This is a genomic window from Paenibacillus sp. J22P143 (genome assembly GCF_059692035.1).
In genome coordinates, this window is record NZ_JCAUAQ010000011.1 from 122635 (window position 1) to 149491 (window position 26857).

A 26857-nucleotide genomic window follows, 5' to 3' on the forward strand; every position below is an offset into this window, starting at 1 on the left:
TAGTCTTATCATAAAAGAAAAAAGTCATAATGACGTAGTAACTACAGTCACATGACCTTCATGATTTCATCACATTTATTGTTTATCATTGGGTAGCGAACGTACTCACGCCATCTTCCACCATAGGCCGCTTTGGCGCAGTGTCCTCCGTTTGGAGGTCTTTGCGGTTGGCCGCGATGACTGTAGGTACAGGCGAATACTGATCCTTCGAGATTAACTCTTTGCTCACGACTGTGCCGTTTTCTCGTTTGGTTCGATACGTCTCTACCTTGTAACCGACCTTCCCTGTACTGATCGGGCGCTCTAAGCCTGGTCTCAAGCTCGGATTGTTCACATATTTGATCGGGGGCTGGATCGTTTCCACAACTTTGGAGTCGATGTCATAGGTGATGGCTGGCGTTTGGTGACCGAAAAGCTTCACGGTAACCGATGAATCTGTCGTTATGGTTCGAATCCAGACATAGCTATTCGTACTATTACGGAATTTGAAATTAATATAATTGCTTGCAAATGTGGCATCCTGCCCGAGAGGGACGTAGCTGACAGGGAGTGAGTGGTTGCGCCGCTCAACAACTTCAAGACCGCTGCGCAAGACGGCGTTATAGAGCGTCGTAGATACTTGGCATATACCGCCACCGATACCTGGTACGAGGCTCCCATTGAGGATAACAGGGGCTTCCTTGTAGCCGAATTTGGCTTCCGTCTGTTCGATAATTTTGCTGTAATCGAATGTATCGCCTGGTGCCATCAAGTAATCTTGAATGGATGTAGCGGTGACTCGTATATTGTGAACCCGCCCTTCGTTTGACAGGGGAAACACGGTTGTGAATTCGGATATTTTGCCATCGATGCCTTGCTGCTTTAAGGTTGCCAGCGTTACATCGGGGCTCAGCTCGTACACAGGTAACGTGAGCCCAATGGGTGCGGTATGCGTTAATGTACCTAGGGTAGGGGCGATACTTTGAAGCTGCTCCTGCAAGTGCGCGGTATCAATTCTTAGCACATTTCGCTCGGGTTCGTAAGCAACCTGATCTTGAGATTTGAGGAGTCGCTTGGCGGCAACAGGTTGTTTCGTATATAGCTCCTTCCAAGTTTGTTTGACAGTAGCTGTAAGTTGATTGGCATCTACCGAGACAGGCAATGGGATTGTCGCATTTCGAAGGGTCCAGCGCGCTTTGACACGCTCGAAAGGTGATCCACTGGTTAATTGCTGCAGAGATTGTGTGAGGATGTTCTTGTCATAGCGAATGCCTAGTAGTCCAAGGGAGAGTTCTTTGGCGGGGATTTCCGGATAGGATGTGTGTAAAAGAACAGGAAAAGAGGACAATCGCTTTAAGCGCTGTTCGGATTCAGTTTGAAAGGCTTCATAGGACATTCCTCCTACACGCCAGCCAGCAATCGTGACATTAGCGGGAAAGGTAGTTTGAGCTCCGTATATGTAAAGTGCAATGCCGCACGTGACGAGCAAACCAAGAGCGATCGAGGAATAGAGGATGGGGTTTCTGAATGAGCGTGTCATGAAGAGCCACTCCTTTACATACGAATGTGATACGGCCTGTCTCTCTATATGTATCAATTTCTATGCCAATTTAGTACAGATTCCTTTTTCGGCTAAAATATGTACAAACCATGGTATAATGACGGTATTCCCCATGAATTTCAAAGTGGATTTAGAAGGATTTTCACCTTATGTGTCGAATGGATATAGGCTATCTATATAATTAGGATGTGATATTGTGATCGAAATGCAGGACGTATGGAAAACATACGCCAACGGGACTCATGCATTAAGAGGGATTAATGTAAAAGTGGACCGCAATGAATTTGTCTATGTGGTGGGACCTTCAGGCGCAGGTAAATCTACTTTCATGAAGTTGATGTATAGAGAAGAAAGACCGACCAAAGGTCAAATATTCGTGAATGGTTTTAATTTAGAAAAACTAAAACAACGCAAAATCCCCTATGTACGTCGGAATATCGGCGTTATTTTCCAAGATTATCGCTTACTACCGAAATTAAATATTTTTGAAAATATAGCTTTCGCCATGGAAGTTATTGAGGCACCGAAAAAGCAAATCAAGAAACGCACCATGGAAGTCCTTGAGCTTGTTAAGCTAAAGGATAAGGCAAACTCATTACCATCGCAGTTATCTGGCGGCGAGCAGCAGCGTGTTGCCATTGCCCGGGCAATAATTAACAGTCCATCTGTCATTATTGCGGATGAACCGACAGGAAATTTGGACCCTGAAACATCATGGGGCATTATGAAATTGATGGAGGAAATTAATTTCCGCGGGACAACCATTGTCATGGCTACACATAACAAAGAAATCGTAAATACGATGCGTAAGCGCGTGATTGCGATTGAGAATGGCCTTATTGCTCGCGATCAATTACGGGGGGAATACGGCTATGAAGATTAGTACAGTTTCTCGTCATCTGCGAGAAGGTACGAAAAATGTCGTGCGAAATGGTTGGATGACCTTCGCGTCGATTAGCTCCATCGCGATTTCCCTATTTATTCTTGGTGTTTTCGTACTCATAACCTTAAATGTGAATGATGTAGCTACACAAATTGAGCAGCAGGTCGAGATCAATGTGTATCTGGAGGTTAACACCCCCCAGGATCAAATCACGGCGCTGCAAACGCAAATTCAAGCGATCCCTGAAGTCAAAACGATTAAATTCGTTTCGAAGCAAGAGGGACTTGTGTATTTGCGCGAGAAGCTTGGCGATAGTGGGAAGGCACTCTTAGATGGCTTCGAGGGGGATAACAATCCGTTGAACGATGCGTTCACGATTGAAGTGGACGACCCGCGGAATGTGGCTAGTGTGGCGGATCAAATCTCCGCACTGAACGTTGGCAAGGATCCGAAGCCGATTTATAAAGTGAACTACGGCAAAGGAACCGTTGAAGCCCTGTTTAAAGTAACCAAGATTGCGCGCTGGATCGGTATCGGTATCGTGGTATTGCTATCTTTTACCGCGGTATTCTTAATTGCTAATACGATCAAAATCACGATTTTAGCTAGAAAACGTGAAATTTCGATTATGAAGCTCGTGGGTGCGACGAACTCGTTTATTCGTTGGCCGTTTTTCATAGAAGGTGCGTTACTTGGCTTCATTGGATCTGCGGTCCCAACCGCAATTATTCTTGCAGGCTATTGGAAATTGCTAAACTTGAGCTCATTGAATTTGAATTTATTGATGATTAAATTAACACCTTTCGAGAATATTGCGCCTACGATGACTGTGCTTCTAATTGGCTTGGGCATTGTTATCGGAGTATGGGGTTCCCTCATCTCCGTTAGAAAATTCCTCCGCGTATAAGGAAACCTTTATAACCAGCTTTGATAACGAAGATATTTCTATGAAGCCTACTCGGCGTCGAATCTTGAACGAAAATGGAGTAGTCCGGTACTCATGTAGCTCGCTACACTCCGTTCCTCCTACTCTAATTTTCGTCCAACCTTCTCGGTTCTGAAAGCCGGATATAAAGGCTTTATTTTTGTTTTTCTAACTTTTTCCATTTTCAAAGATTCATAGATTTGTAGAAATATAGGATTAATAGTTTCACTTACTAAGACGGCTATATTTTTGGATAAACGCACGCGTCCTAAGAGGACGGCGTAGTCGTTTATTCTAATTCAGAACGTAAGAGATTCAAACCATACATGCAGCATAAAACGCTTGAAAATGGGGAGGCTACGTGTTTGAAGAAGAAAATTCTACCTGTCGTGTTGACACTAGGAATGGCGATATCCCTTACTATTCCACATGCAGCGAGCTATGCCGCTACGTCAACGGAGAAGATCGATCAGCAGTTAACGCAGCTCAAGAAGCAGAAGGCGGAAGCGCAGCAGAAAGCGAATAATGCCCATAATCAAATTACGAAGATTCAAACAGAGAAGGACCAAACGACGAAGGATATGAATGCCCTTGTCAACCAGGTCAATGAAGCCAGCAAAAAACTAACCCAACTGAATGAACAAATCGACCAAGTGTCGAGTGCTCTGGAAGCGAGCGCTAAGCAATTGGATGAAGCCGAGGCACGTGTGGAAAGCCGCGATAATATGCTGAAATCCCGTGTTCGCTTGATGTATATGAACGGTTTCGTTTCATATATGGACGTGGTGCTGAGCGCAACGAGCTTTTCTGATTTCTTGAATCGGGTCGAAGCTTTGAAAGCTATTGTTAATCAAGATAAAGAAATACTAGAGTCTAATTTGAAAGATAAAGAGACGGTTACACAGAAAAAAGCTGACACCGAGAAGCAACTTGAGAATGTGAAGGGGCTATACGCGGAAGCGGATGCGCTGCGGGACGATCTGCAAGCGAAGGAAAAGGCGAAAGAAGTGAAGATTGCCTCACTTGCCAAGCAAGAGAGAGTGCTCGAAGAGATTTCCGAAGAAAGTGAACTCGAAGTCACGCGTATCGCTCAGCAAGAAGCGATACTCCAAGAAAAGAGGCGTGCCGAGACCAAAGCGAAGTCGCCGTTCACATATAAAGGTGGTAAGCTGGGCTATCCGCTAGCTGTGCAGGCGTCAATCACTTCTGATTTTATTCATCGTATTAATCCCGTTACAGGGAAAGCAGAGAACCATAAAGGGATTGACTTAGGAGCGCCAAAAGGTACGGGTATACTGGCAGCTGAGAACGGCTCAGTCATTTATGCCTCTTGGATGAATGGGTATGGTAATTACATCATTCTTGACCATGGCAACGGGCTTTGGACGGCTTATGGCCATATTATGAACGATGGCATTTATGTAAAAGTCGGCGATGAAGTGAAGCGCGGCCAGAAGATTGCTGGTGTGGGCTCAACGGGCCAATCGACCGGCAACCATTTGCATTTTGAGGTCAGATTGAATCAGGCTTACGTCGATCCCAAGCCTTATCTGAGATAGGACAACTTGGTAATAAAATGTGAAGGGCTTGTCATATACTACAAATAAGCCTCTCAAATTGGTTTTTGGAAAAAGGATGTGAATCGTCTTTGCAATTCAAAGGTCGCACGGTCATCGTATTTGTTTTGTTAGCTATGTTTGCAAGCAGTATTGTTACATTAACGATTGTAGATCCATCCTTCACTTGGGGACAGAAAAAAGAGCAAACCAGGGGTGGGACAGCTACTTCGGTATCCGCTTCGTCTGGTCTCTCAAGCAAGGATTTAAACAAAATCGCAACCACGTTTCAGTTGATTGAAAGCAAGTATTTGAAACAGCCTGATCATGATCAACTGGTTAACGGCGCGATTAATGGGATGTTGGAATCATTAGAAGATCCGTTTTCCGTTTATATGGATCAGAAGGAAGCGAAGCAGTTCGACGAGAGCATTACGTCCTCTTTCCAAGGCATCGGGGCTGAGGTATCGCTAGAGGATGGTAAATTCGTTATCGTATCACCAATTAAGGGCTCGCCTGCTGAAAAAGCAGGAATTCAGTCCAAAGATGTCGTCCTCTCTGTGAATGGCGATAAATTGGACGGGCTTACCTTGAATCAAGCAGTCATGAAAATCCGCGGACCGAAGGGTACGCAAGCTAAGCTAGATCTACTGCGCCAAGGCACAGGTGATCCGGTGCAAGTCATCGTAGTAAGAGACAATATTGATGTCGAAACGGTCTACGGTGAAATGATGCAGGATCAGATTGGTAAAATTGAGATTCGTCAGTTCTCTTCGAACACGGCAGTTCGTTTTGCAGAAGAATTGAAAAACCTTGAGGCCAAAGGGATGAAGGGGCTTGTTATCGATGTCCGTAACGATCCAGGTGGTTTACTGAACGTCGTTGTTGATATCGTGAATCCATTCGTGAAGAGTGGGGCATCCATCCTTCAAGTGGAGAATCGGGACGGAAAGCGAGAGCCGACACCGTCCACAGGTAAAGGTAAGAATTATCCAGTCACCGTGTTGATCAATAAAGGAAGCGCGAGCGCATCGGAGATCCTAGCAGGCGCATTCCAAGAAGCGGTTGGCAGTAAAATAGTTGGGGAAACGTCCTACGGAAAAGGGACGGTTCAAGTGACGTTCGAGAAGGAAATGGGCGACGGCAGCAATATCAAGATGACTGTGTACAAATGGCTTACGCCAAATGGCAACTGGATTCACAAAAAAGGGATTACACCAGATATCCCGATCGAGCAACCAGCTTACTTCAAGTCAGCGCCGCTTACGAAGAAAGAGGTATTAAAACAAGACAGCAACAGCGATGATGTGAAGAATTTGCAGCTGATGCTTGCTGGTATTGGTTTCAATCCGGAGCGGACGGATGGCTATTTCAATGACAAAACGGTTCTGGCCGTCAAAGCGTTCCAACGGACGAATAACTTGCCGGTAACGGGTGAGGTAGATACGGATACAGCGGCCAAAATCGAAAAAGCGATTTTAGCGCAAATCCGCGATCCGAAGAACGACTCGCAATTGAAAGCCGCAGTCTTTCAAATTCAGAAGCAACTCGGGAAATAATTACCGTTAGTTAATGGAAATTGTTCAGAGCGGCAGGAAATAAGCATTAACAGTCGAAATAGTGTAGGAAGGTTGCTTAGGCGGCCTTCCTATTTCTTTTCATCAAGGAGCCTAGATTCGTATGGATGTGTGGTTTCAATTATTGGACAGAATGCTGCTGGCTGTGGGGCAGTTGTTTGCGAATCCTTTCTACTATATAGGCATTGTATTTATTGTTTTGCATTACAGAAAGCAAATTCAACTAGAACGGAAGCTGTTTCACACGCGTCTCCATTCCTTATTGAACGAAACGTGGCGTGTGGTGCTTTGGGGTTGGGTAGGCGGGCTGGGAGCCTCGGTTCTGCTCCTTTTCGTCGGTGTCAACATACAACTGAATGTGGTGATCGTGCTCTGGATCGTCACGGTAGTGCTGATGATATTCCGCATCCGTTTCCTATGCTTAGCATATGCAGTAGGGATTCTAGGAATTGTACAAGTGATTTTCTCTTGGTTTCCTAATAAAGCGAGTCTACGCGAGTCGTACGCGTTTCTCGAAACCATTGCGAGTGCAGATATCCCATCGCTGTTGGTGATTGTAGGCGTGCTACATCTCTTAGAGGGTGTACTCGTTGGTTTCCAAGGGGCTAGAATGGCCACGCCGCTGTTCCTTGAAGGAAAGCGCGGGCAAATGATTGGCGGACAGCAGCTGCAAGGCTTCTGGCCTGTCCCGTTGTTTCTCTTAGTGCCGATGGCAAGCGGAAGTGAGCTTGGCTTGCCGTGGCAAACCTTGTTTGCCTCTAACCTGAGCGCAGGCTGGACGATGCTCGCATTCCCAGCGATGATTGGTTTCGCGGAGCTGACGATTTCGAAGCTGCCGAAGAAGCAGGCGCGCTTCAGCGCTAACCTGCTCTACGTGTACGGACTCAGCTTGCTAGGCGCAGCTGTTGCTACCCACTACTGGACGCCGCTGGTGCTGCTAGGCGCAATCCTCAGCATAGCCCTTCACGAAGGGCTGCTGCTCTATAATCAGTGGGTAGAATCGAAGCAGACGCCGTTCTACATCCATTCCGAGCGTGGACTCATGGTACTCTCTGTTGTACCGAACAGTCCGGCTCAAGAGCTAGGCATTGGCATCGGCGAGATCATCCACAAGGTCAATGGATACAAAATCAAGTCGAAGACGGATTTGCATGCGGCCATGGGGATTAACTCCGCCTTCTGCCGGCTGGAAGTTTTGAACGATCAAGGAGAAGTTCGCTTCCTAAAGCGAGGTATTTTTGCCGGTGATCATCATCAGTTGGGCATTCTATTGGCACCAGATCAGGATGTACTGTACTTCTTAGAGCAGCGCCCGATGCACCTGTTTAGCTATTTGCGAGGTAAATTAACGGGGTTATTACCGAATAATTCTACGAAGTCATTGTGAGAAAGAGCAGTTCTCTGGGTAGAGAAATCTACGGAGAGGACGGCTCTTTTTTTCGTTGGAACACAACAAAGCCCTATCTCCACATAGCAGTGGAAATAGGGCTTCTAAATGTGCGTGCCAGATGAATTATTGCACCGGCGTTGTTGGAGAAATATCGTTCCGCAAAACAATGATTTCAACGCGGCGATTTTTACTGCGATTCGCATCGCTCGAGTTGGCCACTTGGGGCATGGTATCTGCATAAGCGGTGGCAATGAATTTGTGATCGTCCAGTTTAGCCGTATCGCTGAAATAGCGAAGTACGGAAAGGGAACGGGCAAACGAGAGTCCCCAGTTATCTTTAAAAGGAGACCCAGGTGCAAGTGGCAAATTGTCCGTATGGCCTTCAATGCTGACCTTACTCTTCAATGTTGGGAAGAGCGAAGCCAGCTTTTGCAGAATCGGGAAGGATGGTGCTTTCAGATCAGCTTTTCCTAGATCGAACAGGAACAAGTCGTTGAGCGTGATCGCCACACCGCGTTCCGTATCGCTGGCGGATACTTGTGCTTCTAAATTTTGATCCTTAATATAGGCTTGTACTTGTTTCAGGAGATCCTGAAGCTCTTTCTCGCGCTTTTCTTTCTCGCTGTCTTCGGTCTTCGTTTTGTCATGCTCTTCTTTCTGCTCTTCCTTACTCTGATGCGTGAAATCCTCGTCCTTGCTTTCCGCGTCACCTTGCTTAGGGGTCATTGAACCGCTGATACCATGATTTTTGTCCAAGACGGAGTCCGCTTTTTGGAACTGGAGGTTTAAGGCTTGCGCCAATACGGAATACTTTTGAACATCTACTTTACTCATCGCATACATAATAATGAAAAAAACAAGCAGCAGCGTAATTAAGTCAGCATAAGTAATTAGCCATCTTTCATGATTAGAATGCTCTTCTTGCTTCTTACCGCGCCTCGGCATTAAAGTCATCCTCCTCTACGGCTTTTTTCTCTGATTTATCGTGGAGGAAGGAGTTCAGTTTTTTCTTAATCAATTGCGGGTTTTCACCGGCTTGTAAGGCAAGGATGCCCTCTAGCATCAATTCCATTTCATTGACCATTTCTTTACCACGAATTTTAATTTTGTTAGCGATGGGCAAATAAACCAAATTGGCACTCATAACACCATAGAGAGTAGCTGTGAAGGCTACGGCAATGGCTGGCCCGAGCGTGGCAGGTTCTTCTAGATTACCTAGAACGTGAATAAGTCCCATGACCGTACCAATAATCCCCATCGTTGGCGCATATCCGCCTCCGGCTTCGAATACCTTTGACATATTATTAACTTGATGTTCGATGGCGTCCATTTCGAGCTCTAGAATTTGTCTAGTCAGCTCAGGATCTGTTCCGTCTACAACCATCATTAATCCGTCTTTTAGGAACGGGTTCTCATGCTCCTGAGCGCGCTGCTCCAGGGCAAGTACACCTTCTCTGCGAGCGATGGTGGCCATATCAACAATTTCGTTAATGGTTGCTGCAGGATCTCTTTTGACTTGCTTGAAGGCAATGCCGAGTGCTTTGGGGATTTTGGCTAAAATAGAGCTAGGAAAGCTCACGGCGACTGCACCGAAGGTTCCGCCGAACACGATGAGCATGGCGCTGGGGATGATCAAAGAGTCGACATGACCGCCATCCCAAATATACCCGCCGATTAAACCTACAAGACCTAATAGTAAACCTAATACTGTTGTCAAATCCATGACTTTACCACTCCTAATTAGCATACAAAGAATAGGGTCCAAAACACGCAAAAGCCGCCTTGTGTAAGGCTAAAACAGATAAAGCTGTTTGCATCCATGATTTAAAAATAGTATAATGACAAAACGAGAACAAACATTCTTATGTTGGATAGTTATTGCAATCCTTCATATATGTACGAAAAAGTTCCATAGACTTCTATATCGGAATGTCGAATGGGAAAGTTTATAGGATAAAAGTTCGATTTATTTCGACAATGAGGGTGATAATGGATGAGTGAACTCGTCATGAGCTCTAAGAAATTTGAGCTTGTATCAGATTTTCTGCCGCAAGGGGACCAGCCTCAAGCTATTGAGGAGATCGTCCAGAGCATACAAGCCGGCAACAAGCATCAAACGCTGCTCGGTGCAACGGGAACAGGGAAAACATTCACAGCAGCGCAAGTGATAGCGAAACTAAACCGACCAACCTTGATTATTGCCCACAATAAAACCTTAGCGGCACAGCTGTGCAGCGAATTTAAAGAGTTTTTTCCTCATAATGCCGTTTCCTACTTCGTTAGTTACTATGATTACTACCAGCCTGAAGCCTACATTGCCTCCTCCGACACGTACATCGAGAAAGATTCCAGCATCAATGAAGAGATTGATAAGCTTCGTCACTCGGCGACAAGCTCCTTATTTGAACGTCGCGACGTCATTGTTGTTGCCAGCGTATCGTGTATTTACGGCTTGGGTTCACCAATAGAATACGGTAATTTGCTGCTCTCTTTACGAGTAGGGATGGAGAAGTCGCGCACGGAGATTCTGCACCGACTCGTAGATATTCAATATCAACGCAATGATTTGAACTTTGTTCGCGGTACGTTTCGTGTGCGTGGAGATGTGGTGGAGATTTTCCCAGCCTCGCATAGTGAACATGCGATACGCGTAGAGCTATTTGGCGATGAAATTGAGCGTATCACGGAGATCAATGTCCTCACAGGCGAGATCATTGGTCAGCGTGATCATATTGCCATTTTCCCAGCCTCTCACTTCGTGACACATGAGGACACGATGAAGCGTGCCCTCGTGAACATTGGTCAGGAGTTGGAGGAACGGCTTGCCGAGCTTAGGGATCAGGGTAAGCTTCTGGAAGCACAGCGTTTGGAGCAGCGTACTCGTTACGACATGGAAATGATGGAAGAGATGGGCTTCTGTTCAGGTATTGAGAATTACTCAGGGCCGCTGACATTCCGTGAGCGAGGGGCAACACCGTATACGCTGCTGGATTATTTCCCAGACGACATGCTGTTCATGGTAGATGAATCTCATGTTACTTTGCCACAAATTCGCGCGATGTTTAATGGGGATAAAGCACGGAAAGATGTATTGGTGGACCATGGTTTCAGGCTTCCTTCTGCATTGGATAATCGTCCTCTGCGTTTCGAGGAATTCGAAGAGAAGGTCAGTCAGATTTTATATATATCAGCAACACCAGGACCTTATGAATTAGAACATTGCCCAACCATGATTCAACAAATTATTAGGCCAACAGGGCTTTTGGATCCGATTATTGAGGTTCGGCCAACCAAAGGTCAAATCGATGATTTGATCGCGGAGATACATGATCGTGTTCGCAAAGACGAGCGGGTGCTTGTAACCACCTTAACGAAGAAGATGTCGGAGGATCTGACGGATTACTTCAAGGAAATCGGCATTAAGGTGCGTTATTTGCACTCGGATATTAAAACTTTTGAACGGATGCAGATTCTACGGGACTTACGCTTAGGAACATTCCATGTACTCATCGGTATCAACCTTCTTAGAGAAGGTCTCGATTTACCAGAGGTTTCGCTTGTCGCTATCCTAGATGCGGATAAGGAAGGCTTCCTGCGTTCCGAGCGTTCGTTGATTCAAACGATCGGCCGTGCGGCGCGGAACTCCGATGGTCGCGTCATCATGTACGGGGATAAGATCACCGATTCCATGGAGAAAGCGATATCGGAGACCAACCGTCGTAGAGCCCTGCAAGAAGCTAACAATGAGAGATTGGGCATCACGCCGCAGACGATTGCGAAGAAAATTCGCGATGTGATCGAAGCAACCAAAGTTGCCGAACAGAAGTCCGACTATCTGGCTGATGTGAAGGGTGCTAAGATGTCCAAGAAAGATCGAGCATCCCTCATTGAGCGCTTAGAAGTTGAGATGAAAGAGGCTGCGAAGAATCTGCAGTTCGAACGTGCAGCACAGCTGCGTGACGCCATTATGGAAATGAAAGCTGATGCTTAGATAAGGGTTCAGCTTCACATAGGAGAGGAAGGTTATCTGTGTCTAGAGATCAGATCGTTATTAAAGGAGCTAGAGCTCACAATCTTAAAAATATTGATGTCACCATCCCGCGTGATAAGTTCGTTGTTCTTACGGGCTTGAGCGGATCGGGGAAATCATCACTGGCCTTTGATACGATTTATGCGGAAGGGCAGCGGCGCTACGTGGAGTCGCTTTCTGCCTATGCGCGTCAATTTCTTGGGAATATGGATAAACCGGATGTCGATTCAATTGAAGGCTTATCCCCAGCCATTTCAATCGACCAGAAAACCACAAGCCGTAATCCACGTTCCACGGTTGGAACCGTAACGGAGATTTACGACTATTTAAGGCTATTGTACGCTCGGATCGGGCGACCGCACTGTCCTACCCATGGTATCGAGATTACTGCACAAACCGTGGAACAAATGGTAGACCGGATTATGGAGTACCCGGAGCGTACGAAGATTCAAATTCTCGCACCGCTTATTTCGGGACGCAAAGGTGAGCATTCCAAGCTGTTTGTGGATGTTCAGAAGCAAGGGTTTGTGCGGGTACGGGTGAACGGGGAAACGATTGACCTCTCAGAGAAAATTGAGCTAGACAAAAATAAGAAGCACACGATTGATGTCGTCGTTGACCGCATCGTGGTCAAGGATGATGTACAAACACGTCTGGCAGATTCCCTTGAAACAGCGCTGAAATTAGCGAATGGCCGTGTCATCGTGGATATTATGGATAAAGAAGAACTGCTGTTCAGCCAGAACCTCGCATGTCCAGAGTGCGGATTCAGCGTGGAAGAGCTTGCGCCGAGAATGTTTTCTTTCAATAGCCCTTTTGGTGCTTGCCCGGATTGTGACGGCTTAGGCAGTCAGATGATTGTCGACCCCGATCTTCTCGTTCCTAATATGAAGTTAACGATCGAAGAGGGCGCTTTTGAAGCGTGGGCGGGCAGCACATCGAATTATTATCCGCAGTTTCTTGCTGCTGTTTGTGAGCACTATGGGATTCAACGCAATGTACCGGTATCAGAAATCAGCAGCGACCAATTGAAAGTGATCCTGTATGGAACGGGTGGAGAGAAGATTCGTTTCCGCTACGAGAACGATATGGGAGCTTCCAAGGAAGCGTTGGTTCCTTTCGAAGGGATTATTCGCAACTTGGAACGCAGATTCAAGGATACCTTCTCAGAGGGCATTCGCGAGCATATCCAGACATACATGAGCACGAAGCCATGTCCAAAGTGTAAAGGGCACCGATTGAAGCCTGAAACACTTGCAGTAACGATCAATGGTAAGAATATCTCCTACGCAACCTCCCTTTCCATCGGAGAAGCGGAGGAATGGTTCAAAGGGCTGAATCTGAACGAGCGAGAGCTGACGATTTCGAATTTGATCTTGAAAGAAATTCGAGCACGCCTAGGGTTCCTCGTGAACGTCGGACTTGATTATTTGACGATGCACCGTGCGGCGGGCACCTTATCAGGTGGAGAGGCGCAGCGGATTCGATTGGCTACGCAAATCGGTTCGAGCCTCATGGGCGTCCTCTATATCCTCGATGAGCCAAGTATCGGTCTGCATCAACGGGATAACACACGCTTAATTCAAACGCTTGAGCATATGCGAGATCTTGGCAACACACTCATCGTTGTTGAGCATGATGAAGACACGATGATGGCGGCCGATTACATCATTGATATCGGTCCTGGGGCCGGAATTCATGGTGGACAGGTTATTGCCCAAGGGACACCAACAGAACTGATGAAGGATGAGAACTCGCTGACGGGTCAGTACTTGAGCGGCAAGCGATTCATTCCGATTCCAGCTGAGAGACGTAAGCCGAATGGCAAATGGATCGAAGTGAAAGGCGCCAAAGAGAATAACTTGCGTAATGTATCAGCCAAAATACCATTAGGGGTATTCACTTGTGTGACTGGCGTATCTGGTTCAGGCAAGAGTACCTTAATCAATGAAATTTTGTTCAAAACGCTATCCCGTGATTTGAACGGAGCCAAAGTTCGTCCGGGCGAGCATAAAGAAATAGTCGGATTAGACCAAGTCGATAAAGTCATCGACATCGATCAATCCCCAATTGGACGTACACCACGTTCCAATCCAGCGACCTACACCGGCGTATTCGATGATATTCGTGATGTATACGCGAATACGAACGAGGCGAAGGTGCGCGGCTACAAGAAGGGTCGATTCAGCTTTAATGTGAAGGGCGGCCGTTGTGAAGCTTGCCGCGGGGACGGCATCATTAAGATCGAGATGCACTTCCTGCCTGACGTTTACGTGCCTTGCGAAATCTGCAAGGGCAAACGCTACAACCGCGAGACGATGGAAGTGAAGTACAAGGGCAAGAGCATTTCTGAAGTGTTGGAGATGACGATAGAGGACGGCTGCGAGTTCTTCAAGAACTTGCCGCGCATTCATCGTAAGCTGAATACACTTCTCGATGTCGGCCTGGGCTACATGACCCTCGGCCAGCCAGCGACTACGCTGTCAGGCGGCGAAGCCCAGCGTGTGAAGCTCGCGGCGGAGCTTTACCGCCGCAGTACAGGCAAGACGATCTACATTCTGGATGAGCCCACGACGGGGCTCCACATCCATGATATCGATCGTCTGCTGAAGGTCCTTCACCGCCTCGTGGAGAGCGGTGAGACCGTGCTGGTCATCGAGCATAACCTCGATGTCATCAAGACGGCGGACCACCTTATCGATCTAGGACCCGAAGGTGGTAACCGCGGGGGCTTGATCGTGGCGGCAGGTACGCCTGAGGATGTCGTGAAGGTGGCCGGGTCGTATACCGGCCAGTATTTGAAGCCGATCCTCGAGAGGGATCGCGTGCGGTCTGAGGACTATGCGAAGCGATTGGATGTCCTAGAAGGCTCTGTGAGTTAAAAAAGCGAATAAGAAGCTTGGAATGTGGTGTTTCATAAGCCAATTCCAAGCTTCTTTCAATTCAAATCTTCTAATGTAAGCAGAATTTGTCAGATTTAGATGGGATCGCGTTCATTTTAAAATTTTGCTAATACTTAATTGAATGATACAGGCTTCGACAATTTAACCCTCTATCAATAATGACAAGTGTAGGCCATAATAATAGTAAATAACAGTGAACATCTCCTACTTAACCAATGACCAATGACATGATGATTGAGAGATAGAGCAGTTCTAAACTAATTTATGTTGTGGAGGCTAGTAATAATGAAACCGACGTTAGAGCTTCAGGAAATTGTATCTGCTTTGGGGATTGACCCTTTCCGATTTCTAGCATGGCAGGAAAAAGAGCTAGCCTACGCCCGACTAAACGAATTCCTGGAAGATGAAGATCACCAAGATGCGCTAGCCGTGTAAGAACGGTCTTAAGTGTCAAACGATAAAAGCCCGTACGGTACTCTCCGTACGGGCTTTGTCGTGTTCGAAATCGGGGAAATGACATCCTGCTTAGAAAGGAAATCTCGGTAGGTACAGAGTTATAAATAGCCGTCAAGATGGACATTTTATACGTAGAAGGGATATTTAAGAAATAGGGATACTGCTCTCTAAACGGTGCCGAACCCAAACAAAAGGTGACAAACTTGTTACACATCGATGCAACTACTTGCATCTCGTGTCCAATCGAGCTAACATAGTATTAAAATAGCAGGACGTGTGCCTTGCACCGAGTTACTATAAGGAGGTTTCACCATGTTATTCGCAGAAGCAGCTGAAGCATCAACAAGCACGTATACAAGCTTTGATATCTATGTGTTGATCTTCACAGTGATTATTGGTATTGCCGTTATCCGACAATTGATCAACCCTAGAAGAAATCTCTTTGCGCTCGGATTTGCAACTGTATCTCTACTCGTGTTCCTCTTCATGGATGTTATCATGATCAAAGGCTGGTAGTACATACAAGCAAAACAAAAGCCCGCAGGACTTGAGATCGTAAGATCTTTAAGCCTGCGGGCTTTTATTTGTCTTATATCACACCCACCACATTTCACCAAGAGGTTCCTTGATGAGTACTTGTTGTAGGTTTTGAACAGCTTTGGAGAAGCCCTCGTCAACGGACATCAAGCCGTCTTCGTGTTCAATACTAACGACATAGTCATAACCAACCAGACGCAATGCGCTGATGATGTCGGCCCATACCTTCATATCGTGGCCGTAGCCCACGGAACGGAACTGCCAAGAACGATCCAACATGTTCGCGTAGGACTGCATGTCGGTTACACCGAAACGGTTCGTGTTATTGTAATCATGCGATGTATCTTTGGCATGGAAATGGTGAATCGCGTTAGCGCGACCTAGGATTTGTACCGCTTGAACTGGATCAATTCCTTGCCACCACATATGACTTGGATCCAGGTTGGCACCGATTACTTCACCTGCAGCTTCGCGAAGGCGAAGAAGGGTAGCTGGCGTATGTACGGAGAATCCACCGTGCAGCTCTAGACCGATTTTGACATTACGATCTGACGCGAATTTACCTGTTTCTTGCCAATATGGAATAACTTTGTTCGTCCACTGCCAGTCCAAAATCTCTTGGAAATCGTTCGGCCATGGAGCTACCGGCCAGTTCGGATATTTCGCATCCTCATGGTCACCTGGGCAACCGGAGAAGGTGTTAACAACAGGGACTTCAAGGCGCTCAGCTAATTCAATCGTTTGTATAATAGCATCGTGAAACTCTTTCGCGATGTGTTTTTGCGGGTGCAGAGGGTTACCGTGTGCGCTTAGTGCGCTAATCGTTAAGCCGCGGGACTCTACCGCGTGTTTGAAAGCTTTTAGTTTCCCTGCATCGGCAAGTAGTTCAGCGGGATTGCAATGTGCAGTACCTGGATAGCCACCAGTTCCAATTTCAACAGCTTCCAAGCCTTTTGCAGCAATATAATCCAACGCTTCCTCGAAAGGTTTTCCACCGAAAAGAACCATAAAAACGCCTAACTTCATTCGATTACACCTCCATAATTGATAAAACAATCAGATCAAATTATACCACTATCATCCAGTAAAATGAAGCAAGCCTTTATAGATGCGAAGCACCGTATCATAATTAGAGCTGTAAATAATGACTGAGAATGTAACCAGTGTTTGCGTAACGAAACAACGGAAGTAGAAGTAGGTTTTGGATACCTTTTTCTTATTCACGGTGGTGAGTTTGAAGATATTCTCGATCGCAATAATAATGCCATGGTACAACCCGTAGAGGAAGTACAGCCACGTAAAGCCATGCCATAAGCCCATTAGCACCATAATGAGAATGGAGAGGCTTGCGGTTAGCCAGACCGAAGGGGTTTTACGCGAAAAGAACATGAAGATGTGGTCTCGGAAAAAATCACCCAGCGTCGCATGCCAATTCCGCCAAAACTGCGTCATGGAAGGCGAGAAGAGAGGCTTTTTGAAGTTCTCAGGCATCGTATAGCCCATCAATCGCCCAAAGCCGATAGCCATATCGGAATAACCCGAGAAGTCGAAGTAAATGAGTGCATAGAACCAGACTAACAGAAATAACGATTGATGCGTATGAAGCTCCTGCTTCAAGACGTGGTCAAACACCCCAGTCATCCAAGTTACGACGACAATCTTTTTAAATAAACCGAGGATAATTCGCTTGATACTGTCTTCAAATAGCGTGGCATCTACGGTGTAAGGCTTCCTACTATCGGCCATGAAATCACGGAATTTCAGAATCGGTCCGGAAGTAAAGGTCGGAATGAACAAGAGATAGTTCGCATAATCAATGGCCGGCACTTCGCCTTCTTTTCCAAAGAAATAAGCGAAATAATACGAATCAATCACTTTGAGAACATTGTAAATGAGACCCAAATAGATGATGGCATCGAACAGGGGATTGCTGAAAACACCCATTACGAAAAAGCGAACACCGAGAAAGACGCCCACGATATTCGCGGCGATCCCCATAATAAAGGTTGCTTTCCGCCAAAGCGTCGTCCGACACAGATACACAAAGCCGAAATAATTAATAAGGGTAAAAGCGGCATAGAAAACGACCAACTTCTTACTAAATAGCAGCAGAAAGCAAAGGCTGAATATGATCATCAAAATGCGCTTATTATCCGCCCACTTGCGGGTGAGCATCAGAACGGCAATCATGCCACTCATCGCGACCATCGCGTTCATGTGCATATAAAACATAGCTAAAGAACTCCTCGCTTGCTAGAACTGATCTTAGAACTTTTCATAGATGAACAATCCCTTGCCGGTAAAATAAATGAAAACCAAGTAAAGCATCACGAGGTAGATGAGGATTTCGACGGTTTTCCTAAGGAATTTAACCATGTGTCAACCTCCTTCGTAAATAGCGGTGCTCCCTCTTCGCGGTTCAGATGAACAAGGTCATGGAAATAGCGCGGATCATAAGTGTGCATGAGATCCAGTGTCGGGACGTTCGCAGCCTTAAGCTGGGTGTTAACCGCATCTTTAAGTGAAGCCATATAGGGCGGATCGGCGTAGCCTTTGTTCCACGGCATCCAAATGACTCGAAGCGCAAGCTCGTGCTCATCGGCATACTGGAGAACCCACTGTAAGGCATCCAGATTGTCTTTAAAATCCTTCAAGGTCATGGCGCCGAACCGTTTATCGTAGTCGTCCCACTTGGTCTTGAGGGCAGCGTCGTCCTTGCGACCGGGGTACAACTCCTTATCAATCCAGCGCGGCTCGTAGGCTAGACTGCCTTTGCTTACATTGCGAGCAAATTCCACGCCTGAATCACGGAAGTAATCACGGTACGTATACACGTAAGGCTGGTACCAAGGCTTGAACCACTGGTAGGTAGGATCTGTTTCCAGAGTGTCGAGCATGGTATGCACATCGATCCCGATGACAAGCTCCTCTTTCACCTGGTAGAGGTTGTCCTTAAGTATCCCCTTCAGGTCAGTCAGCTTGCCATAAGAGAGCCCCATCTCAACCAAATGTGCCTCAGACTTCTCTTCGATATACGCGCCTGTCACAGCCGAATTACCGAAGAAAACCGGACCCGTGTGGGACCAGCTGTGATGGTAGAGCGTTTTGGTAAAGTCGTTTTTGTAAAAACGGCGTGAAGACGCCATCGGGTTCCACCAGGAGATGAGCAGGTCGGAGACGACGATGGCGAGCAATAGGCCGAGTGCAAAGCTGTTTTTTTTAAGAAAAGTAGTTGCTTTCAATAGAATCACTCATTATCTTCGTAGTGGTTAAAATGAAACCCAGGGCGCTCGTCTGTACAAAACGTGAACCCTGGGGTAGTTGAACTAAGAATTACAATGCCTTCTCTTGCCAAGCATGGAACTGCTCACGGAACGTGGCAGGCCATTGCTGCTCATCGAGACCGTACTGTGCAAGGAACGCGAACGCCCAGCGCTCAATACCGAAGCCTACGCAGCCTGTAACTGCGTTACGCTTGCCCATTTTGATATTAAACGCATTGCCGAACGTGTTGCTATGGAAATTGACAGAGGAGCAAGCGATGGATTTCTTCACATGAGGGATGCTCAAGCGAAGCTCATACTTCATCTCCTGGTTGCGTTGGAAGGATGCTTTCACTTGGAAATCGTTCGTGAAGAACGGATCGTTCGCGATCTCCAACATGCTGTCTACGTTCCATTCAACGGCCAATTCTTTTAGATATTCGATCGACTTCAAGCGATTCTCTTTCACGAACTCAGGCTTACCGACGAAAATAATTTCGCGCATCGAGAAGTCGAGTAGGCGTCCGAAGTCGGAGTGGTTTTTGGACTCGAATCGATGACATTTCGCAATTGCCGTCACGACAATGCCGTCGCCTTCCAAGGTTTCATTCTCCAGCCCTTCATAGCAGTGATAGCACGTGGAAGGGTTCATCATAAAGTTAGGCTTCACCATGTTGTTATCCAGCGCCAACGGCTTCTCTTGGTCCCAACCGCCAGCTTCACGGATGGTTTGGGAGAACGCTTCGATGACATCGAGATCCTCACGTAGATGCGTGACGAAATGAATGTGCTCCGGGAACGAAGTGAAATGATTCGTTTTGTTCAACGTATGACTGTTGATGACCGCAGGATATTGTTCTTCTTGTACACCTTCGAAACGTCTAGCAATTTTGCTAACGAACGAATAGTCAAGGAAACGCATTAAGCTGGAGAAAGGCTCACGGAAAATGAAGAGGCCGGGCTCTAACACCTTAATCGCCTTACGCTCAGCGAGCTCAGCAATAATATCGCCTTCATACGGCGTGTCGACTTTATTTTCGAACAAAATATTTTCTTTAAAACCGAAATCACCATGGGAGAAACGCTCAATAAGGCGCTCAACTCGCTCCGTAATACCCTTATCGCCGTTTGGTGAGTTGTGGGTGATAATGATGTGTTCATCGATCAAAACGATTTCTTGAATATGCTCATCTGCGAAAGCAGAGGCATATTTGACTTGACCGTGCTGGCTTTCAGCTAGACCGGCCAACGAAATTTTAACTGTATTCATCAGTCGCTTACCTCGCAGTCTTCTTAGTAATAAATTCGGCAATTTCATTCACCGTGTTCATGGGATAGAGCATGAGATCCTGATTCGTCACTTGCAGGCTGTATGTTTTCTCAATGTGAGCGATGAGGGCTGTTGCCCCTACGGAATCAATGAACCCATAGTCGAACAAATGAACATCCACATCGAAATCATCGTCATCCTCGGCAATTTCGTAACGCTCACGAATGTGCTGCTCTAGCTCTTCTAATAAATTAGACATGGGGGAAGCCTCCTGATTTCAATAAAAGTAGGTAAATACAAATATGGTTACTGCGCATTCGCGACAGGGCCGGTAAAGGTAAGTGTCGTTATGTCCCCGTAGCGGGTCACTGTGTAAGTTTGGGAAGCAGCGTCATACTGGATTGTAACATCTGGTAAAGCTTCAAATTTCAGCTCGCTAGGGCTGAAGAATTTTAATTGCTGCAGACCCGCAGATTCAAGCTTCAAATCATAGGTGCTTCCTTCACTTGTGAGGGTAAAAGGGACATTCGAACGCACAACATGGAACTGCTGCGCCGAAGGGCCCACGCGAATGTCAGCTTTCTTGGCTAATCCTAGATAAAATTTATTTTCTATCGCGGTGTAAATGTCTGAATCGCTTTGCAGGGAGTAGAGGGCTAACTGATCCCCCTTTTCAATGATGACCCCTAAGGTATCCGTATACTCTTCCGCTAAGCTAGGAACACCCGATGAATCAGGTGACAGCGTAGCATGGAAGTGCGGACTGCCTCCGCTAAGACGATCCTTCAATCGATCCCACAAGTAGGAGCCCCAGGACTGGCTGATCTTCACATCGCTTTGCATGGCGGTTAGGAAGGATTGAGCCATTTGGGTTTCGGACATAAAGTTATAATCATGCTTCGTACGAAGTTTGTCAAAGTAATCAGCAAATTCCGTTAAGCCGGCAACCTTCTGAGGGTCAGGGAAATGGTACTCAATATGCTCGAAATAATCAATCGGCATATCCAGCTTCACCATCGACTCGAAAATATCCGTGTTCACATTGTCACCCGCCGGCCTCAGGACGGGAGTAGGTGCATGAATGAGCATCGTTGCGTCGGTCGTTCCCTTCTCATCTTGTAAAAGAAATGGAAGGGACCAGATCGATTCTGGACGGGAGAGCACAGGTGATTCGGAAGGTAAGAATCCGAAGTTGTACCACATGCCTTTTCCTTTTTCCGTAAGCAAGGTCTGAGCATGATCTTCATTATTGACGCGCCAAGTATGTTGGTTCGTTCCCGGATGCAACCAAGGAATACCAAGCTTCTCAAACGCTTGTTGATGGAGGTTGAATTCTGCTCTCTCGTCATCTGCACTCTTAAAATTATGCACAAAAGTATGCGGATTTAGTTGTAAATGGTTCATCTGAGCATATTGAATGAAATCGTTTAACTCCGATTTATATGGGAAGTGCGGGTTATCAATCGACACAGGAGATCCGAATTCGATACCACCCAAAAGGAGATCGTCATTGTCATCGTGATTGAGATCCAGCCATAAAGGAACTGAGTAATGTCCAGCAACCAAAGCGTGGTTGCCGACTTGGTTCAAGGTTGTCCCTGCGAGGGGACCTTGTGCCGTCCAAGAGCCATTAGTGCCTTGGAGGAACACCTGCAGGTCCCCATCGCTGCTGCCGACGATGATGTCGAGCCGGCCGTCTTGATTTAGATCACGCACCGCTGGCGCGGCGTGCGTGGCCTGGTGAGGCAGCGTCACAATCACGCTGCCTTGGCCTAGATCCAGGGCCGCTGCGCTGCGGCCCTGGTACAGCCACACTCGCCCATCGGCTGCGCCTAGGGCGAGATCGAGCTTGCCGTCGCCGTTCACGTCGGCGACGCTCGGCGCTGCAGGCCCTCCGGGCAGCTGCAGCGCTTTCCCGCCCGCGCTTAGCACCGCGGGCGGAGAGAACTTGCCGCTAGCGAGCTGCGGCAGAAGCTGTACCGCGCCGGACTCGTCGGATACGACGAGGTCCGTGCGGCCGTCCCCGTTCACGTCAGCGGCGTGAACGGCACTGTAAGGGCCAAGCTGGAGCGGTGCGCCGCTCTCCAGCAATACCTTCGCAGGCGCGCCGAACGTGTCGGGCAGCGCCATGCCCTTCGGCGGCGGCTCGCTTGCGTAAGCCGCCGCATCCTTGCCAAGATTCGTGTAAACATACACGAATCCATCCGAGCTGCCGGCCAGCAAGTCCGTGCGGCCGTCGTCGTTCAGATCCGCGGCGGCGGGGTACGCGCGGTACGGCAGTTCAATCGCGCTCGCCAGATCGCGATCTTGTGGAAACGTGGCTTGCCTGAGCGGAATGCCGGCAGCCATCACATGCAGACCGCTCGCGTAGCCGGAGCCAGGCAGCTCACCGACGAACGACGGCTTCGCGTTCGTTCCTGTGTTCAGCTGCACGGTCACGCTCTCGCGCCATTTACCCCAGTAGAAGGCGCTGCGCACGAGCGTATACGAGGGAACCTCATTATACGCCTTGAGCTTCTCCGCCCAAGCAATGCCGTCCTTCTGCCCGAACGCCGGCATCGCCTCAAAATGATTCTGAAACGCCATCGCTGGCCTGCCATAAGGGCCAAGGCTCTTCTTCACACTGAAGCCGAGCGTCTCTTTAGAGACATAAGCCAGCAGCTCGCTGCGGTATTGCATGTTCGCTGCGGCCCAAGCAAAGTTGAAATAGGGCTCAATCGGCAGCACTCTTTTATTGAAGTAAGTCGTCCCAGGTTTGGGCTTGTTTTCCGCTTGGTATTTCGCTGCTAGCTGAGCAAAGCCCAGGTTCAGATCCGCACCGCTCTTCATGTCATAGCCCGTAGGGAAGTAACGGTTCGGCAGGAAATTGCTGCTGATCAGCACGGCACCTTGGCCGACACGATTGTGCAGGACAAGGGAAACGGGGGTCTTGGACTCGAGTGGTTTACCCATGTTCACAACAGAAACACCTGCAGAAGGTGTAAAGCCAAATCCAAAGTTAAAACCTGGCATATCGTCCATCGTATTATGCTTTAAATAACTGTTTGTAAATAGTTGAAAGGTTTGTTGAATGCCCTGCAAATTAACGGGTACCTGCGGATAGCTGAGCATTAATGCGTCTAAGGTCATAACAGGTGAAGCGAACTCAGTAAGCGGCACCTTTTTCAGATCAATAATCGCCTTAGCACCCAAAAATTCCAGCGGAAAGCGGTCAGCGAACTCATTTTCGAGCAACAAATGACCGCCCTGCTTCACGAAAGCGATCAGCTTATCCGCTTGTTTGGACCATGTAGGATCTTGGACTAGCCCTGGATCCAAATACAAAGCGTCGTACTTGCCAAGCTGTCGGGTTGAGTAGGTGAGCAAGCTCTTTCTATCAATTTGAACGCCGGCTTGTAAGGTTTGCTGAAAATTACTATAAGCGGCAGTATCATAAGTATCCCCGCTCGTTGCGTAAAGCAGCTTAGTTTCCTCGACTTTTGGCAAAAATAGAAGGGTTAGCACAAGGACTAAAAAGCCGAGGCTTAACCCGATAAGTAGTTTGAGTACGCGAATTTTCGACAAATTCAAAAGGATCCCTCGATTGCTAGAAAGATTGCAATTCACCCTTGCGAAGCTTGGGAGAATTGTCAATAAAGGTCACTATCCTTGCCATTATAGCATTCATGGGTACGTTTGTTAACTTTTAAAGGCATGGAAAAGCATTGTATTGTCGGATATTGGCTTTGTGCGTAGTTATCTCCTGCCCTAGATTCCTACCTATCGTTTCTGTTACACTAAAGAGAAGACTTTGAGGATTACCGAGGATTGATATTGAAAGGATTTGCTGCCATGCGTACGATACGCAGAGAAGATGTAGAATTATTGGCCCCTGCGGGGGATTGGGATTGTTTGCGAGCGGCTGTTGCCAATGGGGCGGATGCCGTGTTTTTTGGCGTGGAGAAATTCAATGCGAGAGCGAGAGCGCATAACTTTACGATGGCTGAACTGCCGGATATTATGTCGTTCCTTCATCTATATGGTGTACAGGGCTTCCTGACGTTTAACATTCTCGTGTTCGAGGAAGAGTTGAACGATGCGAAGCAGTTAATTGAAGCGTGTGTGGACGCAGGCGTGGATGCGGTGATTGTACAGGATTTGGGCTTGGTTAAAATGATTCGTGAAATCTCCCCGGATTTCCCGATTCACGGCTCAACGCAGATGACGATTACATCGCCAGAAGCTGTTGAGTTTACGAAACCGTTCGATATCGAACGTGTCGTTCTTGGACGTGAGAACAACTTGAAACAAATTAAGCAAATCGGTGATCAAGCGAAGCTTCCGATGGAAGTGTTTGTGCATGGTGCCCTTTGTGTGTCTTATTCGGGACAATGCTTGACCTCCGAAATGTGGGGAGGCCGTTCCGCTAACCGTGGAGAGTGCGCGCAGGCTTGTCGTTTGCCGTATGATCTCATGGTGGATGGCGTGCAAAAACCGATGGGTGACGTGACGTATCTATTGTCTCCAAAAGATTTGGCGGCGATTGAAATTGTACCTGAGCTGATCGAAGCGGGTGTTCGTTCGTTTAAAATTGAAGGTCGTCTGAAGACCCCTGAATATGTAGCCAATGTGGTGAGCAAATATCGCAAAGCGATTGATCGATATTTCGATGGGCTGGACGCGCGTCCGTCACGCGAGGAAGTGCGTGAGTTACAGCAAAGCTTCTCGCGTGGTTTCACGGTTGGGTTCCTGCAAGGAACGAACAACAAGCAGTTGGTTGACGGCACGTTTCCGAAGAGCCGCGGGGTGTTCGTGGGCCGCATCAAGCAGATTCTGCGCGATGCAGTGATCTGTGAGCTTGAAGCGCCGCTGAAGCGTGGCGACGGGCTAGTCTTCGACGCTGGGGATCCGACGAAGAAGGAAGAAGGCGGGCGCATTTACGATTTGCGCCGCAAGGGTGAGAAGCTCGAAGGCGAAGCCGAGGGTGGTCTCATCGAGATCGTTATGGGACGCAACGATGTTGAGCTTGGCCGTTTGCACGTGGGCGACCGTATCTGGAAGACGAACGATCCCGCGCTGGATAAACGTCTGCGTCAGACGTTCGAGACGGATAAACCTTACCGTACATTCCCGGTAAGCGTGAAGGTCAGCGGCGTGGAAGGCGAGACGCTGAAGAGCTGGTGGACGGATGTAAAAGGCGGTCACACCGTCTTCGTACAATCCGAGCTTCCGCTGGTTCGCGCGGAGAAAAGACCGATGGACGAACAGCTCTTCACCGAGCAGTTCGGTCGCCTCGGCGGCACGATTTATGAGCTTGCCGAGCTGGATGTCCAGCTGGACGGCGCGTTGATCGTGCCGATGCGTGAGCTGAACAGCATGCGACGCATGGCAGTCGAGCTGATGGAAGACGAGCGACAGAAGCCGCGCGCGTATATGAAGCGTGAAGTCGGCGTGTATGATGATGTGCCTGCTTCTGTGACCGAGCATCACGCGGCTGTTACCGCCGTTAACGCACCAGCTTTATCTTTAGCGGATCGCAGCGCGGTCGAGTTGACTGCTTTATGCCGTACCTTGGATCAGGTACAAGCTGTTCTAGAAACAACAGACGTCCAATTCATTTATGCGGATTTTGAATTTATTAAGCAGTTCCCTGCAGCCGTTGAAGCTGTTCATGCCGCTGGGCGCAAGATTGCGCTAGTGACACCGCGTATTCATATGCCTGGGGAAACGGGCTATTTTAACAATATTCTTAAGCTTAAGCCAGATGCCGTTCTCATTCGGAATACAGGCGCAGCCTTCTATTTCTTGAAGCATCGCCTGGAGAATCCGGATGCACCGCAACCGCAGCTGATCGGTGATTTCTCTTTGAATGTAGCGAACCATAAGGCAGCAGCCTTGTTCCTAGAAGCGGGTTTGTCGAAGGTAACACCTTCGTATGACTTGAACATTCAGCAGATGGTTGACTTGCTTCGCCGCGCGGAAACGTCCAAGCTCGAAGTCGTCATTCATCAGCACATGCCGATGTTCCACACCGAACACTGCGTGTACTGTACATTCCTGAGTGAAGGTACAGACTTCACAAACTGCGGTCGTCCATGTGAGGAGAAACGTGTGTCCTTGCAGGACCGTGTGGGTATGTCCCATCCAGTCCGCGTAGATGAAGGCTGCCGGAATACCGTGTACAACGCGGTAGATCAGTCTGGTGCGGAGTATTTGAACCACTTCATGGATCTGGGCATCCGCTCATTCCGTGTGGAGTTCTTAGAAGAGACACCTGAGAAAGTTACCGAAATTCTTGATTTGTACCGCCGCGCGATCGATGGTCAAATTAATGGCACACAAGTGTGGCGTTCCCTGAAGGCAACGAACCAGTTGGGTGTAACGAAGGGTACTTTGGTGAAATAGATAGCAAGAAGTAAACCACCTTACGACCATGATGGGGCTGTTGACAAACACATACAATATTGAGAGGTTTTTCTAAAGACTGCGTAGAATTTATTTCTATGCAGTTTTTCTATTTGGAGGGATCGGATTATGATGGGGGTTAA

The 26857-nt window shown here is 47.7% G+C and carries 19 protein-coding genes; 10 read left to right on the forward strand and 9 right to left on the reverse strand.

Annotated features, from left to right (window positions below):
- Nucleotides 1–85 precede the first annotated feature (85 nt).
- Nucleotides 86–1519: a VanW family protein gene (locus AC58PQ_RS17035; RefSeq protein WP_497243481.1), complete on the reverse strand. Its 1434-nt coding sequence runs from the start codon at nucleotides 1517–1519 to the stop codon at nucleotides 86–88.
- A 217-nt stretch (nucleotides 1520–1736) separates the two neighbouring features.
- Here AC58PQ_RS17035 and ftsE point away from each other — a divergent pair, with 217 nt between their 5' ends.
- The 5 genes from ftsE to AC58PQ_RS17060 all read left to right on the forward strand — a co-directional run bounded on the left by ftsE (nucleotide 1737) and on the right by AC58PQ_RS17060 (nucleotide 7868).
- Nucleotides 1737–2423 carry a cell division ATP-binding protein FtsE gene (ftsE, locus tag AC58PQ_RS17040; protein ID WP_497243483.1) on the forward strand — a complete coding sequence of 229 codons (687 nt, stop codon included), beginning with the start codon at nucleotides 1737–1739 and terminating at the stop codon, nucleotides 2421–2423.
- Complete coding sequence (ftsX, locus tag AC58PQ_RS17045; RefSeq protein ID WP_497243485.1) at nucleotides 2413–3330, forward strand: permease-like cell division protein FtsX; 918 nt, start codon at nucleotides 2413–2415, stop codon at nucleotides 3328–3330. The genes ftsE and ftsX overlap by 11 nt, the downstream gene beginning before the upstream one ends.
- 383 nt (nucleotides 3331–3713) lie before the next feature.
- Nucleotides 3714–4907, forward strand: a complete 1194-nt coding sequence (locus tag AC58PQ_RS17050) for a murein hydrolase activator EnvC family protein (protein ID WP_497243487.1) — start codon at nucleotides 3714–3716, stop codon at nucleotides 4905–4907.
- 89 nt (nucleotides 4908–4996) lie between these two features.
- Nucleotides 4997–6463 carry a S41 family peptidase gene (locus AC58PQ_RS17055; RefSeq protein ID WP_497243489.1) on the forward strand — a complete coding sequence of 489 codons (1467 nt, stop codon included), beginning with the start codon at nucleotides 4997–4999 and terminating at the stop codon, nucleotides 6461–6463.
- 121 nt (nucleotides 6464–6584) lie between these two features.
- Nucleotides 6585–7868, forward strand: a complete 1284-nt coding sequence (locus AC58PQ_RS17060; RefSeq protein ID WP_497243491.1) for a serine protease — start codon at nucleotides 6585–6587, stop codon at nucleotides 7866–7868.
- 126 nt (nucleotides 7869–7994) lie between these two features.
- Here AC58PQ_RS17060 and AC58PQ_RS17065 read toward each other — a convergent pair whose 3' ends face one another.
- Both AC58PQ_RS17065 and AC58PQ_RS17070 read right to left on the reverse strand, forming a co-directional pair.
- Complete coding sequence (locus AC58PQ_RS17065) at nucleotides 7995–8816, reverse strand: flagellar motor protein MotB (RefSeq protein WP_497243493.1); 822 nt, start codon at nucleotides 8814–8816, stop codon at nucleotides 7995–7997.
- Nucleotides 8800–9594, reverse strand: a complete 795-nt coding sequence (locus AC58PQ_RS17070; protein WP_497243495.1) for a flagellar motor protein — start codon at nucleotides 9592–9594, stop codon at nucleotides 8800–8802. Before AC58PQ_RS17070 ends, AC58PQ_RS17065 begins: the two co-directional genes overlap by 17 nt.
- Nucleotides 9595–9864: 270 nt before the next feature.
- Between AC58PQ_RS17070 and uvrB the strand changes: the two genes are divergently transcribed.
- The 4 genes from uvrB (at nucleotide 9865) to AC58PQ_RS17090 (ending at nucleotide 15776) form a co-directional block, all read left to right on the forward strand.
- Complete coding sequence (gene uvrB, locus AC58PQ_RS17075) at nucleotides 9865–11862, forward strand: excinuclease ABC subunit UvrB (protein WP_497243497.1); 1998 nt, start codon at nucleotides 9865–9867, stop codon at nucleotides 11860–11862.
- A gap of 38 nt (nucleotides 11863–11900) precedes the next feature.
- Complete coding sequence (gene uvrA / locus AC58PQ_RS17080) at nucleotides 11901–14783, forward strand: excinuclease ABC subunit UvrA (protein ID WP_497243499.1); 2883 nt, start codon at nucleotides 11901–11903, stop codon at nucleotides 14781–14783.
- A 306-nt stretch (nucleotides 14784–15089) separates the two neighbouring features.
- Nucleotides 15090–15239: a hypothetical protein gene (locus AC58PQ_RS17085; RefSeq protein WP_497243501.1), complete on the forward strand. Its 150-nt coding sequence runs from the start codon at nucleotides 15090–15092 to the stop codon at nucleotides 15237–15239.
- A 333-nt stretch (nucleotides 15240–15572) separates the two neighbouring features.
- Nucleotides 15573–15776 (forward strand): hypothetical protein, encoded by a 204-nt coding sequence (locus AC58PQ_RS17090; RefSeq protein ID WP_477591612.1) that lies wholly within the window; start codon nucleotides 15573–15575, stop codon nucleotides 15774–15776.
- Nucleotides 15777–15854: 78 nt separating this feature from the next.
- Here the strand turns inward: AC58PQ_RS17090 and AC58PQ_RS17095 are convergent, their stop codons facing one another.
- The 6 genes from AC58PQ_RS17095 to AC58PQ_RS17120 all read right to left on the reverse strand — a co-directional run bounded on the left by AC58PQ_RS17095 (nucleotide 15855) and on the right by AC58PQ_RS17120 (nucleotide 23900).
- Nucleotides 15855–16823 carry a sugar phosphate isomerase/epimerase family protein gene (locus tag AC58PQ_RS17095; protein WP_497243503.1) on the reverse strand — a complete coding sequence of 323 codons (969 nt, stop codon included), beginning with the start codon at nucleotides 16821–16823 and terminating at the stop codon, nucleotides 15855–15857.
- Nucleotides 16824–16874: 51 nt separating this feature from the next.
- Nucleotides 16875–18029, reverse strand: a complete 1155-nt coding sequence (locus tag AC58PQ_RS17100; protein ID WP_497243505.1) for an MBOAT family O-acyltransferase — start codon at nucleotides 18027–18029, stop codon at nucleotides 16875–16877.
- A gap of 95 nt (nucleotides 18030–18124) precedes the next feature.
- Nucleotides 18125–19039 (reverse strand): hypothetical protein, encoded by a 915-nt coding sequence (locus AC58PQ_RS17105; protein ID WP_497243507.1) that lies wholly within the window; start codon nucleotides 19037–19039, stop codon nucleotides 18125–18127.
- Nucleotides 19040–19130: 91 nt separating this feature from the next.
- Nucleotides 19131–20330 (reverse strand): class-II aminoacyl-tRNA synthetase family protein, encoded by a 1200-nt coding sequence (locus AC58PQ_RS17110; protein ID WP_497243509.1) that lies wholly within the window; start codon nucleotides 20328–20330, stop codon nucleotides 19131–19133.
- Nucleotides 20331–20337: 7 nt separating this feature from the next.
- The gene (locus tag AC58PQ_RS17115; protein ID WP_497243511.1) at nucleotides 20338–20589 is read right to left on the reverse strand and encodes an acyl carrier protein; all 252 of its coding nucleotides are present in this window, start codon (nucleotides 20587–20589) and stop codon (nucleotides 20338–20340) included.
- Between the two features lie 47 nt (nucleotides 20590–20636).
- A complete protein-coding gene (locus AC58PQ_RS17120) occupies nucleotides 20637–23900 on the reverse strand; it encodes an FG-GAP repeat domain-containing protein (RefSeq protein WP_497243513.1) in 3264 nt (1087 codons plus the stop codon).
- A 261-nt stretch (nucleotides 23901–24161) separates the two neighbouring features.
- Here AC58PQ_RS17120 and AC58PQ_RS17125 point away from each other — a divergent pair, with 261 nt between their 5' ends.
- Nucleotides 24162–26714, forward strand: a complete 2553-nt coding sequence (locus tag AC58PQ_RS17125; RefSeq protein ID WP_497243532.1) for a U32 family peptidase — start codon at nucleotides 24162–24164, stop codon at nucleotides 26712–26714.
- Nucleotides 26715–26857: the final 143 nt, after the last annotated feature.